General features: G+C 28.5%; 11 protein-coding genes. 10 read left to right on the top strand and 1 reads right to left on the bottom strand.

Annotation, left to right across the window (positions count from 1 at the left end; translation table 11 throughout):
• Positions 1 to 22: 22 nt before the first annotated feature.
• From thrC to T514_RS0108620, 9 genes are all read left to right on the top strand, one after another.
• Positions 23 to 1231 carry a threonine synthase gene (gene thrC, locus T514_RS0108660; protein ID WP_027624416.1) on the top strand — a complete coding sequence of 403 codons (1209 nt, stop codon included), beginning with the start codon at positions 23 to 25 and terminating at the stop codon, positions 1229 to 1231.
• A gap of 107 nt (positions 1232 to 1338) precedes the next feature.
• Positions 1339 to 2304 carry a dipeptidase gene (locus T514_RS0108655; RefSeq protein WP_027624415.1) on the top strand — a complete coding sequence of 322 codons (966 nt, stop codon included), beginning with the start codon at positions 1339 to 1341 and terminating at the stop codon, positions 2302 to 2304.
• 13 nt (positions 2305 to 2317) lie between these two features.
• The gene (locus T514_RS0108650; protein WP_027624414.1) at positions 2318 to 3124 is read left to right on the top strand and encodes a sugar phosphate isomerase/epimerase family protein; all 807 of its coding nucleotides are present in this window, start codon (positions 2318 to 2320) and stop codon (positions 3122 to 3124) included.
• Between the two features lie 22 nt (positions 3125 to 3146).
• Positions 3147 to 3641 carry a flavodoxin family protein gene (locus T514_RS0108645; RefSeq protein ID WP_027624413.1) on the top strand — a complete coding sequence of 165 codons (495 nt, stop codon included), beginning with the start codon at positions 3147 to 3149 and terminating at the stop codon, positions 3639 to 3641.
• 100 nt (positions 3642 to 3741) lie between these two features.
• A complete protein-coding gene (locus T514_RS0108640) occupies positions 3742 to 4263 on the top strand; it encodes a type 1 glutamine amidotransferase domain-containing protein (protein WP_027624412.1) in 522 nt (173 codons plus the stop codon).
• Positions 4264 to 4631: 368 nt separating this feature from the next.
• The gene (locus T514_RS24245) at positions 4632 to 4871 is read left to right on the top strand and encodes a hypothetical protein (protein WP_034868580.1); all 240 of its coding nucleotides are present in this window, start codon (positions 4632 to 4634) and stop codon (positions 4869 to 4871) included.
• Between the two features lie 283 nt (positions 4872 to 5154).
• Positions 5155 to 7419: a YcdB/YcdC domain-containing protein gene (locus T514_RS0108630; RefSeq protein ID WP_027624411.1), complete on the top strand. Its 2265-nt coding sequence runs from the start codon at positions 5155 to 5157 to the stop codon at positions 7417 to 7419.
• A gap of 250 nt (positions 7420 to 7669) precedes the next feature.
• Entirely contained in the window at positions 7670 to 8050 is a 381-nt protein-coding gene (locus T514_RS0108625; protein ID WP_027624410.1) for a BlaI/MecI/CopY family transcriptional regulator, read from the top strand.
• A gap of 13 nt (positions 8051 to 8063) precedes the next feature.
• Positions 8064 to 10253, top strand: coding sequence for a M56 family metallopeptidase (locus tag T514_RS0108620; protein WP_027624409.1), 2190 nt, complete (start codon positions 8064 to 8066; stop codon positions 10251 to 10253).
• 87 nt (positions 10254 to 10340) lie between these two features.
• Here the strand turns inward: T514_RS0108620 and T514_RS0108615 are convergent, their stop codons facing one another.
• Entirely contained in the window at positions 10341 to 13448 is a 3108-nt protein-coding gene (locus T514_RS0108615) for a vitamin B12-dependent ribonucleotide reductase (protein WP_027624408.1), read from the bottom strand.
• 341 nt (positions 13449 to 13789) lie between these two features.
• Here T514_RS0108615 and T514_RS0108610 point away from each other — a divergent pair, with 341 nt between their 5' ends.
• Positions 13790 to 14197 carry an RrF2 family transcriptional regulator gene (locus tag T514_RS0108610; RefSeq protein WP_027624407.1) on the top strand — a complete coding sequence of 136 codons (408 nt, stop codon included), beginning with the start codon at positions 13790 to 13792 and terminating at the stop codon, positions 14195 to 14197.
• The last annotated feature ends 5 nt before the right edge of the window (positions 14198 to 14202 follow it).

Raw genomic sequence — 14202 nt, 5'->3', positions numbered from 1 at the left:
ATAGAGAGGAGAATTATTACATATGAAAGATTTAAAATTAATTTGTACTGGTTGTGGTAAGGAATATTCAGTAAAGTGTGTAAATCCAAGATGTGAGGTTTGCAATGAACCTTTAGAAATGGAATTTATAACTAATGGGAAAATTAAAGAAGGAAATCCACTAACACAAACTATATTAGAAAGATATGCAGATTTTTTTCCTTTTGATGAAATAAATAATGACCTTTCATTAAATGAAGGATTTACACCTCTTGTTCCTTCATCAAGAATAGCCAATAGGATAGGAATAAATAATATATATTTTAAAAATGAAAGCCAAAATCCAACTTGGTCTTTTAAGGATAGAGGAACTTTATTTGGAATTCAGCATGCTTATAGTTTAGGATATAAAAAGGTTGGAGCGGTTTCAACTGGAAATATGGCAGTTTCAGTTGCTGCTTATGGAAAGAGAGCAGGTTTTGATACTTTTATATTTGTAGGAAAAGATATACCTGAAGAAAAATTAAATCCAGTGGCTATATATGGGGCAAATTTAATAAAAGTAGATGGAGATTATGGCAAGCTTTATTATGAAAGTTTAGAAATAGGTAAAAGACATGAAATTTATTTTATAAATTCAGATGTTACCTATAGAGTTGAGGGGTATAAAACTGCAGCTTTTGAAATGTGTGAACAGTTAAATTTCAATGTACCTGATTATATTGTAGTTCCAACTAGTGCTGGCGGAAATATAAGAGGAATATTGAAAGGATTTGAGGAGTTTAAGGCAGTGGGTTTAATAGATAGAGTACCTAAGTTTATTTGTGCTCAGGCCGCGGGATGCTCACCAATATATAATGGATTTGTAAAAGATGTAGAAATTATAGAAAGGGTTATGGATCATAAAACTATAGCTCATGGAATAGAAAACCCATTTCCACCAAGCGGTAATGAAGTGTTAAGAAAAATAAAAGCAACAGGAGGAGTTTGTACAGCTGTTACTGATGAAGAAATAATAGTAGCTCAAAAGGAAATGGCTGAGGAGGGGATTTTTGCACAACCAGAATCTTGTGTGCCACTAGCAGCAGTTAAAAAATTAAAAAATGAAGGTTTTTTAAAAGAAACTGATACTGTAGCTTGTATTGTAACAGGAAGTGGACTAAAATATACGGCTGCATTTGAAAAACATAATTTAAAATCATATTCATGCAAGATTGAAGAGTTAGAATTATTTATAGCTAATAATTTTTAAACAATTTTTAAATATATAAAAAACCTTACAACTGTAGGGTTTTTTATTTTTATAATTGTATGGTAATTTATTCTATACTGTAATATGATTAAAGGGGGGTGAAAGTATTGAATATAATAGACATGCACTGTGATACTATTTATAAGTTAATAAATTCTAAAGAAGATAAAAACTTAAGAAAAAATGATCTTTCTATAGATATAGAGAAACTTAAATGTGGAAACTCTTTAGCACAATTCTTTGCACTATTTATAGATAAAGAAGAATGTGAAAGTTCCCTAGAAACTTGTTTTAAGATGTTAGATAGATTTTATTTAGAATTAAAAGAAAATACAGATGATATAAGACTTGCTAGAAATTATGAAGAATTATGCAATAATAAAAGATTAGGAAAAATATCAGCTTTTTTAACAATAGAAGAGGGTGGAGCTTTAAAAGGACAGCTTTGTAATCTTAGAAATTTTTATAGATTAGGAGTAAGGCTTATAACGCTTACATGGAACTATGAAAATGAAATAGGATTTCCTAATTGTAAAGAGGAGTATATGGAAAATGGACTTAAACCTTTTGGTATAGAGCTAATACAAGAAATGAATAGATTAGGAATGATAATAGACGTATCACATCTCTCTGATGCAGGTTTTTATGATGTAGCTAAATATTCCAAAGATCCATTTGTAGCATCTCATTCTAATGCTAGAAAGATTACACCTCATAAAAGAAATTTAACAGATGAAATGATAAAAATTCTTTCTGATAAGGGAGGGGTAATGGGTATAAACTTTTGTAATTATTTTTTAGATACGGGAAGTGAATATCCAGAAAATACAAGAGATATAAGTAGAATAGATGATATGATAAAACATATAAGGCATATAAAAAATGTAGGTGGAATCCAATGCATTGCATTAGGAACTGACTTTGATGGAATATCATGTTCAGTAGAGGTTAAGGATATTTCTCATATGGAAAAGTTAGTAATAGCCTTAAAAAAGGACGGTTTTTCAGAGGAAGAAATTGAAATGATATGTTATAAAAATATAGAAAGAGTTATTAAAAATATATTAAGATAAGGGATGAGAGGAAATGACAAAAGATGAGCTTAAGATAGGTATATTTTCTTGGTTTGGATTTGTAATGCCACTTGAACAGCGATTAAAGTTCATAAAAGCTGCGGGATTTGATGCAGTGTCAATTTGGTGGGAAGATGAAGAAGGAGATTGGCCAGTAAGAAAGGAAGATATATCAAAGCTTGTTAAAGAAAATGGATTGGAATTTGAAAATATACATGCTCCTTTTAGTAATTGCAACGGTTTTTGGAGTCATGATAAAAATTTAAGAGATAGCATAGTAAAAAAACATATTAGATATATAGAGGAATGTAGTAATTTTCATATACCAATTATGGTAATGCACGTAACAGAAGATTTTGGATTGAAGGAAACTAATTCCTATGGTATAGAGTCAATAGAAAAAATAGTTGAAGCAGGAGAGAAAAATGGTGTGAAAGTGGCTATAGAGAATACAGATGATAATTTTTCAATACATTATTTGCTATCTCACATAAAATCCCCTAATTTAGGACTTTGTTTTGATTCTTCACATAACACTATTGCAATGAATAGAGATATAAATCTATTGAAACTTTATGGTGATAGGTTATTTGCTACCCATATATCTGATAGTGACGGATTAAAAGATAGACATTGGTTGCCTTATGATGGAAATATAGAATGGAAAGAGATTAAAAAACATTTTCCTGTAGATAATTATAATGGATACTTAAGTATGGAGGTATTTGTGAGGAGAGAAGATAAACACATAACTCCTGAAAAATTTTTAAAGATAGCTTATGAAAGAATCTCAAAATTAAATAAGTACTTATCAGAGTAATTTTGAAAAGGGAGGAAAAAATATGCAGGATAAAAGAATATTAGTTGTATACTACTCAAGAACAGGTACTACTAAAAATATATCAAAAATTATTGGAGAAAAACTATCTTGCAGCATAGAAGAAATATATGACGTGAAGAATAGAGATGGGTTAATGGGATTTTTAAAGGGTGGAAGAGAAGGATTAAAAAAGAATATCACTGTCATAAAGCCTATAAAAAAAGATCCATCAATGTTTAATTTAATTATTATAGGCACTCCAGTATGGGCATCTCATCTATCACCAGCTATAAGAACTTACATAAATGAAAATCATTTAAAGTTTAAAAATGTAGCATTTTTTTATACTCAGAAAGGCTCCGCTTCTAATAAGGTGTTTGATGATATGAGAGAGTTAATAGGTAAAAGTCCTGTTGCTACATTGAAAATAGATGGTAAAGATTTTAAAGATGAAAATTATATAAATAAAATTAATGAATTTACAAATGAAATTTTTACAAATATTAATGAGGTATAAAAGACTCATATATTAAAAATATTATAGTAAGAAAGTACAATATATTGCAAAGTGTAATTGCTATATAGTTCCAAAGTTAAAAAGAAAGGGTGATATTTATATGAAACTTGCTGGAAAGAGGATCATAATGCTTGCAGAAGATGGATTTGAGGATTTAGAATTATGGTACCCTGTTTTACGACTTAGAGAAGAGGGTTGTGAAGTTTTAATTATAGGTAGTGGAAGCAGCAATACATATAAAGGAAAATACGGTTTAACTGTGGAAGTGGATAAAAACCCAGAGGAAATTTCTACAAAGGAGTTTAATGGAATAATAGTACCAGGAGGTTGGGCACCAGATAAACTTAGAAGATATGATAGTATAAAAAGGCTGGTTAGAGATTTTTCAGTAGAAGGTAAGTTATTAGCTACTATATGTCATGGAGGCTGGGTATTTATATCTTCAGGAATTTTAAAAGGTTATAGAATGACTTGTGTAAATGCTATAATAGATGATATTAAAAATGCTGGAGCAGAATATGTGGATAAAGAGGTAGTAATAGATAGAAATCTGATTACATCAAGGACACCAAAAGATCTGCCAGCTTATATGAGAGCTATAATTGAATATTTGGGAAAGTAGTTAATGAAAGTTAAAAGTGAATAGTGAAAAATAAAGAAGGGGCTGTCTCAAAATAAATTATTATGAAAAAATATTTTAAAATAGCCCCAAATATATTATAAATGATTAAGTTTTAGCTTACCCTTAGGGTAAGTTTTTTTATTTTGAATTTTGCCAAATGAAATGTAGAAAATTTTAATTCAATATATACTATTCATTTTTCACAATTTATAATTACCTCTGTCATCTGAAAAAGTGGGAGATAATTTTTTAGTTGACACTAGAACACATGTTCGATATAATAAAAGTGGAATATTTGATGTGAAAGGTTAATATAATTATTATAGATTACAAAGGTTAAGTTGAGATTTTAGTGGGAGGTATACTTTATGAATAACAGATTATTTATAAAAATATACTATAATGTTAATGGACAAGAAACAAATGAAGGTACTGTGAATTCTAGATATTTAATTGGAGGAGGATTTTACAATAAAGAAGGTGGACATTTCACATTTAAAGCAAGAAGTTTAAAGGAAGCAAAGGATATAGCTAATAATATTTCATATAAAAATAGTTTTAAGAACTTAAATTTTTTATTACTCCCTGACAATATAAATCTTCAATAAGAGTTAATTAAACATATTGCTCTGTTTGCATTTTAGTTCAGATTATGGTTTGAAAATTGGACTTGCAGACAGAGTTTTTTATATTTTAGAAAGTTGTGAAATTTTTGAAGCGGATTCAAAAGATGTATCGTCTTATATAATAATTAGGAAAATATATGAATGTCATATAATTAAAGGTTTATTATATAAATTATTTAATTTAATGATAATTATAACTAACCAAACAACTTTTACGTATATCTAGTTAACAGTGAAATTATTTTAAATGATGGGGGAGAGTTTTATGAAGAGTAAAAAATTAATTGCATTAGTTTTGGGTACAGTTTTGACAATAACAAATTACTCAGCAGTTTTTGCTAGCGATGTTAAGCCAGTTGAAAATAAAAATAATGCAAATATAGCAGCTGTTGAAAAGGAAGCAAAAATCTCAAAGGATGAAGCTAAAAATCTTTCTAAAAAAATATTAAAAGATTATTTTAATGTAACTATAGATGAAAAGAAATACGAATGTTCAGTAGAATTTTCACAGTCATATGAAGATAAAAATTATTTTTGGCAAATTTATTGGAGAAAGAATGACAGTAACAGTAATACGACTATGGAAGTGTTCGTGAATGCCTTTGACGGAAAAATATTAAGAGCTTCAAAACGAGAATATATAGAAGGTCAAACAAATAATATTGCTAAAATAACAGAAGAGGAAGGAAGAAAGAAAGCAGAAGCCTTTCTACAGAAAATTAATCCAAAGGAATTTAAAGAAACAAAGTATGTAAAATCTAATACAGATTATATGTATAAAAGAGGGGATAACACTTATAGTTACACTTATTCAAGATACATTAATGGAGTAAAATATAATGAAAATTCATTGGTAGTTGAAGTAGATGGAATTAAGGGAGAAGTAATAAGCTACTATATTAATTGGGATGCTAATGCAAAAGTACCTTCTACCGAAGGGATAATTGCAGGAGATAAAGCTGATGAAATTATAAAAAAAGATTTGAGTTTGGAACTATTATATATTCCTTATAGGGATAAATATGAATCTGAAGAGAATGGAAATAAAACTAAACTAGTTTATAGATCTAAATTTTCTAATGGTGGATTATTGGATGCTAAAGAAGGAAAGTTCATAAATGATACTTTTGGCAAAAAAGTAGAAAAAGATTTAACTGATAAAGAAAAGAAAGATTATTTAAGCAAGATAAAAATAAATAAGCCATTAGATAAAGAAATAAGTAAAGATAGAGCAGTAGAATTAGCTAGGCAAAAAATAAAAGAGTTATATGGAGAAGGCTATGAAATTAATAATGTAAGATATAATGAAAATAGAGAGGCAATTTTTGGTGCAAAAAATACTTGGTCTATAGACTTTGAGAAGAAGCAAGACAAAAATAAGGTATATGATGGTGGACAGATAGCTATAGATGCTTTAAATGAAAATATAGTTAATCTATATAAAAACTTTAGAGAAAATGAAAAAGAAGCTACTACAATGACTTGGGAGCAGGCTTATAATAAGGCTATTGAATTTATAGTAAAATATGCTCCGGAAAAATTTAAGGATATAAATACTAAGCAAACAAATTATATAGCTGATAACAATAATATGTATGATAAAAGGTATCATTTCAATTTTGTAAGAACAGTTAATGGTATACCTTATGATGGCAATTATATAGATATATCAATTGATGCGGTAAAAGGGGAGTTATGTGACTTTAGAATTAATTGGAATGAAGATGCTAAATTTAGTGAAGCTAACAACTTAATAAATAAAGAAGAAGGAAAGAACACATTATTTAGTAAGTATAAACCAGAGCTTAATTATATGAAGATAAGCAAAAACAATGATCCGAAAAAGCCAGAATTTGAAACGAAATTAGTATACAAGTGGAATAATTTTGCTTCAGTTTATTATTCACCTTTAACTACATTAGACGCTTTTACAGGAAAAATTTTAAATGACATGGGAGAAGAAATAGACGAAAATATAGATAAGTTTATGGAAAAGATAAAAGTAAGTCCTTACAAAAATGAATTAACTATACTTGCTTATAATGGAGTTATGGATACTGTTAATTTTGAAGCTAATAAGGAAATAACTCAAATGGATTTTATAAAAATGCTAGTTAACGCAAAAGGATATAGACCATATCTATTAAAAGAAGCTAGTGCTTTAAAGTTTGAAACTGCTACATCTAAAAACGATACTAATTATAAGTATTTACAGTTAGCGGTATTATATGGAATAGTTGAAAATAAAGAAGGCAAGTTTGATATAAATTCAAAAGTTACTAGAGAAGATATGGCAAAAGCCTTAGTTAAATTTTTAGGATATGAAAAATTAGCAAACTCCAAGGATATATTCCAATTAAAGATTAATGATGCAAAAGAAATAAAAAATGAAAACTTAGGATATATGGGTATAGCTAAAGGTTTAGGAATTTTAGAGGTTAAGGACAATAAGATAAGACCAAAAGCTAATGCCACTTGGACAGATTTATCTATAGCCATATACAGGGTTTTGGATAATATAAGAAGATAGTTTTAATCAGATTGGAGATAATAAGAAACAAAATTTTATTTCAAATATAGATTTAATATTAACTAAAGGAAGCCTACATGGATTGGAGTAGATTCAATCTATGTAGGCTTCTTTTTGATTTAAATCTTTTATATGGTAGTGAAAAATAGTAATATAGAAAAATACAAAATTTAACTTGACAATGAAAATCTACAAATGTAAACTATAGTTGTAGATCTACATATGTAAACTTAGAACGGAGGAATAGGATATGAAAGATATGCCCAAGATCTCAGCAGCTGAGTGGGAAGTAATGAAACTTCTTTGGAAGGAGCATCCTTTAACATCTGAAAAAATAATTAACTCATTAACAAGTAAAATGGATTGGTCAACACAAACAGTAAAAACATTTATAACTAGACTTTTAAAAAAAGAAGCAATAGGATTTGAAAAGGTAGGTAGAACCTATAATTATTATCCATTAATATCTAGAGACAAATGTATAAAAGCTGAAAATGAATCTTTTCTTCAAAAGGTATATGATGGAGCTGTAGGGATGCTTTTTACAAAATTTTTAGAGGAAAAACCTTTGTCTGAAGAGGAAATTGAGGAATTAGAACAGCTTCTTAAAAATAAGAAAGAAGGAAAGTAAGAGGATATTAAATATGGATATTTTAGTTAGAATATTTTTATGTGTTCTACAAGTTTCTCTAACGGCAAGTGTTGCAGCGTTATTAATAAATTTAATTCTAAAACTATTTAATAGACATATTGGAGTGCGGCTTCAACATGCTTTGTTGCTTATAATTATGATAAGACTTATAATACCCGTGAATATTCCAAGTAATATAAATTTATTTGGTTCTTTATTTAAGAAGTGCGAAAATAAAATATTAAAAACTGAAAGCAAAAGTAATTCTAGTGCTGTTCATGACTTTTTTAAGGAAGGAAAAGTTTATTTAAATGATGCCAGAAAAGACAACAAGTCATCTTCAGTTTTATCTTCAGAAAAAATAAGTTATAAGCACGAAAAAATAACAATGGAAAATGTAATTACTAATGCTTTGAGCATAGTTTCTTGTATATGGTTAATAGGTGTTTTTAGTATAACTTTATTTTTCATAATAGTTGTATGGAAATTTAAAAGGAAAACTTTAAATTTAGAGCAGCTTACAGAGTTAAAAGTTGTATCGCTAATAGAAGAGTATAAAAAGAAAGTAAGCATAAATAGAAACATACCTATTTATGCTTGTGATAATTTTAAAACTCCATGCATATTAGGGGTTTTAAAACCAAAGATTTATATTCCTAAATATGAGTATAGCATAAATAATTATAAGAATCTATCACATATACTTTTACATGAATTGATACATTATAAAAGAAAAGATTTGCTTTATAATTTTCTTGGAACGGTTGCTCTTTTAATACATTGGTTTAATCCAGTGGTATGGTTTTTAATAAAGAGAATGAAATTTCAAAGAGAGTGCGCTTGTGATGCTTATGTACTTGAAACTTTAGGAGAAGAAGAGGTCATAGAATATGGCATGACGCTAATTAATTTTTCAAAGTTGATTTCAAGTAGCAGAGAAGTACCGCAATTAGCAATTTTTTTTGAAACAAAGAGTGAAATTAGAAGGAGAATAGAAATGATAAAAAATTTTAAGAAAGGGTCTTATAAAATGTCAGCAGCAGCAGCTATATGTTGTGTATTAGCTGGAGGTATTATATTTACAAGTGGTGTAACAGCTAAAGATATTAGAACTGATAACATTGTTACAGCAGTTAATAATAAGAATTCAATAAAAAAACAGGAAGAAGATAAGTTTCTTATTGATTCACCAATAAAATTGTATAATAATTTAAAAAAGGCAGAAGAAATTGCAGGGTTTAAGTTTAAGGTGCCAGATTATCTTCCAGAAAACTATAGAGCACTACGTATGTTTAATATTATGAGAAATTCTGACAAAGCTAATCTGTTAAGAATTGTTTTTCAAAAACCTGCACATAAGGTACTTGATAATAAATTCTTTTCTTTTCAAGCTTCCAAAGAAAACATGGAAAAAGTTTTAAAACGTGATGTAGAGGAGATAAGCGAAGATACAAAAGTTCAAATCAGTAAAATGGAAATAAATTTAGGAGGAATAAATGGATATAATATCACTATAAAGAGTATATGCTCTAACGGCTCCCAAAATATAAGAAAATATTTTGTATGGCAAAATGAAGGAATATGGTATAGCATAGAATATGGCTGTGGCGAATCTGACGATGTACTGGAACTTTCTATAGATGATATAGGAAAAGTTGCCTCGTCAATAAAATATGTTGAAGATATAAAAAATGTAGATTATTCTGTGAAGAAGGAGTTTCTAACAGAGATTGAACCTTTATTAATATACGATAAAGATGATTTAAAAAAAGCAAAAGAACTATTAGGATTTACGCCTAAATTTCCATTAAATATTAATAAAAATATAACTATAGATAGAGCAGAAGTTATACTTTTAGAAGATTGTGATATAAAAAATGAAAAGTTTAATTATGAATTGAATATGAGTTACATTTCAAAAGTAGATAATTTATTTCTTATTGGAGCAGTATCATTTTCACAAAGAAAAGACTCAAAAAATTATGATGATGCAAGGAAAAAAGTTAATTCAATAAAAATTGACGGTAAGGAAGTTTTTAAATATGAGCTTTATGAAGAAGAATCTAAAGAAAATAAAAGATTAAAAGAATATATATACATTTGGAAAGAAAATGGAGTTTATTGTGAAGTTTCGATACTAGAAGGTAATGGAAATTCAGATGAAATAGCTAAAGAATTTATTAACTCAAAACCAATAAATTAAATTTAATTGTAGGTTGAAAAAAAGTCATCTTAATAGTAAGTTTGCTATTAAGATAACTTTTTTTACTTTTATACTTATGTGTTGGCTTTAACTACATCCAGTAGTAGAACCGCAATCTAAACAAACCATGCAGGTACCATTTCGTACCATTCTAGTGCTAGAACAAGTAGGACAAGTAGAACCATACACTCTTTCACCTTTTATTTCAGTTTTATCACTACAAAAGCCAGCATGCTCATAACTATGCTCATCATTTTCTGGAACTTCAACACCATCTAAACCATCAGTAACTAGCTGATCTTCTATAATTTCTTCAGTGGAAATTATATTTATTTTATTGGTATTTGAATCATAATTTTCAGGTTTAACTTGACATGTTGAGTAATCACCAAGCTCAATGTCAATTATTTTACTTATCAAATCAGAAATAGAACTTACATATTTTATATAAGGATGTTTTTGAACAAATCCATAAGGTTCATATTTTTGTCCCCTGAGCATGCGTGAAATATCTTTTGGTGGCACATGATATTGCAGCATAACGGATAAAGCTTTTGAAAGAGAATTTAAAAGTCCCATAATTATAGTTCCTTCTCTATCTGTAGTTATATATATTTCGGATATTTCACCATTTTCTCTTCTATTTACCGTAGTATAAATTTTTACATCACTTATTTGAGCAGGATGAGTAGTTCCTCTTCTTATTCCTATAGGTTTATCTCTCTGAGAATATTTAATACCCTTTTGTAATTCTTTTGCTTTAGCCAAAAGCTGGTCATAGGTTAAATCCTCAAGTTTCAAATCTTTATTTGAGTTTAAGCTGGTATTTAAAGGTTGACTAGCTTTTGAGCCATCTCTATAAAGAGTAATTCCTTTTATACCAAGTTTCCAGGAAGTTAAAATTACATTTTTAAAGTCTTCTATAGTAGCTTCTCTTGGAAGATTTACGGTTTTAGATATAGCTCCAGAAATTAAAGGAGTTATTGCTGCGACCATTAATACATGCCCCATAGGATCAATATATCTGTCTCCGCTGCCGCATTTGTTTGCTGTATCAAATATAGGCAGATGTTCTTCTTTTAGATGGGGAGCACCTTCTAGTTTTCCATCAATTATTTTTTCATATTTAAATTCATTGTTTTCAATAGTTTCTTTTCTTAATACATACTCTAAAATATCATTTATTTGTTCTTTAGTGTAACCTAAATTTTTAAGCGCTACTTTAATAACAGGATTAAGTACTGTCATCATTCCACCACCAGAGAGTTTTTTATATGCAATATGGCTAAAGAATGGTTCTATGGAAGTAGACCCGCAATCCATAGCAAAGGAAATAGTTCCTGTAGGTGCAATTACGGAAACTTGAGCATTTCTGTATCCAAATTTTTCTCCATATTGTAAAGCCATAATCCAACAATCTTTAACAAGGTTACTTACATTTTGAAAAGATTCCTTTACTAATATATTATGATTTATTTTTATGGGATTATAGTGTAAATCCTCATAATTACATACTTCTTCTTCAAGGTCTTTAGTAGAATCATTTAGACTAGGTAAAGCACCAGCAACTTTACCATGATTTCTCATAACTTTTAACATATATTCTTTATTTATTTCATATTTTGGGAAGGTACCAATTTCTTTAGCCATTAAAGAGGAAACATAGTATGAGTATCCTGTTAAAATTCCAATTAAAGCCGAAGATAAGTTTCTAGCTTCTTCTGAATTATAAGGATAGCCCATAACCATAAGTAATGAAGCTAAGTTACTTATACCTAAACCTGTAGCTCTAAACATATAGGTTTTTCTAGCAATATCTTCAGTAGGAAATTGACCCCAATGAATAGAAGCTTCCAAAATTAATTGTACAAGACCTATTACATGAAGATATCCATTTAAATCTATTCCTTTTTTTTCATCATTATAAAATTTATATATATTTATAGAAGCTAAATTACAGGAACTATCATCTAAGAAAGCATATTCACCACATGGATTTGTGGAATTTATTCTATTATGTTTAGCATTGAATAAACCATCTTCTCCAGCTGGACAGGTATGCCAAGCGTTAAATGTATCTGAAAATTGGGGAGCAGGATCAGCACACTGCCAAGCAGAATTAATAAAAGCATCCCATAAATTTTGCACTTTAATTTTTTTGTTCACAGAGTTATCTACACGACCAGTGAGTTCTATAGTAGCCTCTGGATTCTTATGTAAATTTTTAACTTTTTTCATAAATTCATCAGAAAATCTTATAGAATTGTTACTATTTTGGCCTGATACAGTTTCATAAGCTTCCCCATCTATATCCGTGTCATATCCCATTTTACCAAGAGCTCTTACTTTATCTTCTTCATGAGCTTTCCAAGTTATAAAATCCATTATTTCAGGATGATCTACATCAAGACATACCATTTTAGCTGCACGTCTTGTAGTCCCACCAGATTTTATGGCTCCGGCATTTCGGTCTAATCCTTTTAAGAAACTCATTAGACCAGAGGAGACACCACCACCAGAAAGAAGCTCTCCTTTAGCTCTTAGTGAAGAAAAATTAGTACCTGTTCCTGAACCTCCTTTGAAGAGTTTTGTTTCAGTAACAAATTGATCCGAAATAGAGTGAGATCCTAAAAGCTTATCTTCTATAGATAGTATAAAACAGGCCGAAGCTTGAGTCCTTGTATAAGTATCTTCACTTTCTACAACTTTTTGCAAAGTTTTATCATAGTAATAATTTCCTTGCTTATTTCCATGTATACCATAAGATGTATACAGTCCAGTATTAAACCACTGTGGTGAGTTAGGTGCATACATTTGAGCAAGCAAAGCATAAATCATTTCATCATAAAATATATTTTTTTCATCTTTAGATTTTAAAATACCCTCATCAGATAATGACTCACACCAAAAGTTTACCATTCTGTGAGCTACCATTTTCATGCTATTTTCGTATCCGCATTCATTTGGAATACCAGCTTTTTTAAAATATTTTGAGGCTATAATGTCACATGCATTTTGTGAATAATGTTCAGGAAACTCCAAATCTTTCATATCTACTAGAACTTTTCCTGTTTTGTGATCTTTTAAGAATACATCAACTTTCTTCCAATTAAATAAATCGTAAACTGTTAAATCTTTATTTTTTTCTAATTCCTTAGTATAATATCTTTTTATTATTTTGTGTATAGAATCTATTTCTTTAAAAAATTCCAACGCATAGTACCCCCTTGTAAAATAATACTTATTTAGTATACAATAATTTTTATAAATATAAAAGTACCATTTAGTGCCACATATAGTATTTTATCATATTTATATATACAATATATTGTGTTTACGCTTTATTTATGATATTTTCTTTGAATTATAAATTTATTATTTACTATTTATTTTTAATAATTTATAATAGTTCTGTTTTCTATCAAAAGGGTACTATGAAAAAATAGTGTTGACATTTACTTGTGTAGATAATAATATGAAAAGGACTATGCAGATATAATTTAATATAAAATATAAATAATAAGGTGATGAATTTTATGAATATAACTCAAGAGGCAGATTATGCTATAAGAGCTATTTTAATATTAGCAAAAGAAGGGGAAGAAGCAAAGCTAGATGCTAAGACTATAGCTGAAAGAGGATGTATACCCCTAAGATTTTTACTGAAATTATTAAGAAAATTAATAAAAGCCGAGATAATTAAGTCTTTTAGAGGAGTGAATGGTGGATATGCTCTTTTAAAGAATAGTAAAGATATAAATTTAAAAGAAGTTATAGAAGCAGTGGATGGTCCTATAGCTATTAATCGCTGTTTAAAAAGTGATAGTTTTTGTAATGCAAATAGAAGTTCAAAATGTATTATTCATAAGAGATTAGATAATGTCCAAAAGATACTTATAAGTGAACTTGAAAAAATTAATTTTCAAGAATTAAAAAATAATTAAGGAGC

This window comes from Clostridium lundense DSM 17049, from assembly GCF_000619945.1.
Taxonomy (GTDB): Bacteria; Bacillota; Clostridia; order Clostridiales; family Clostridiaceae; genus Clostridium_AO; species Clostridium_AO lundense.
This window is presented reverse-complemented; position numbering and strand designations above follow the sequence as displayed.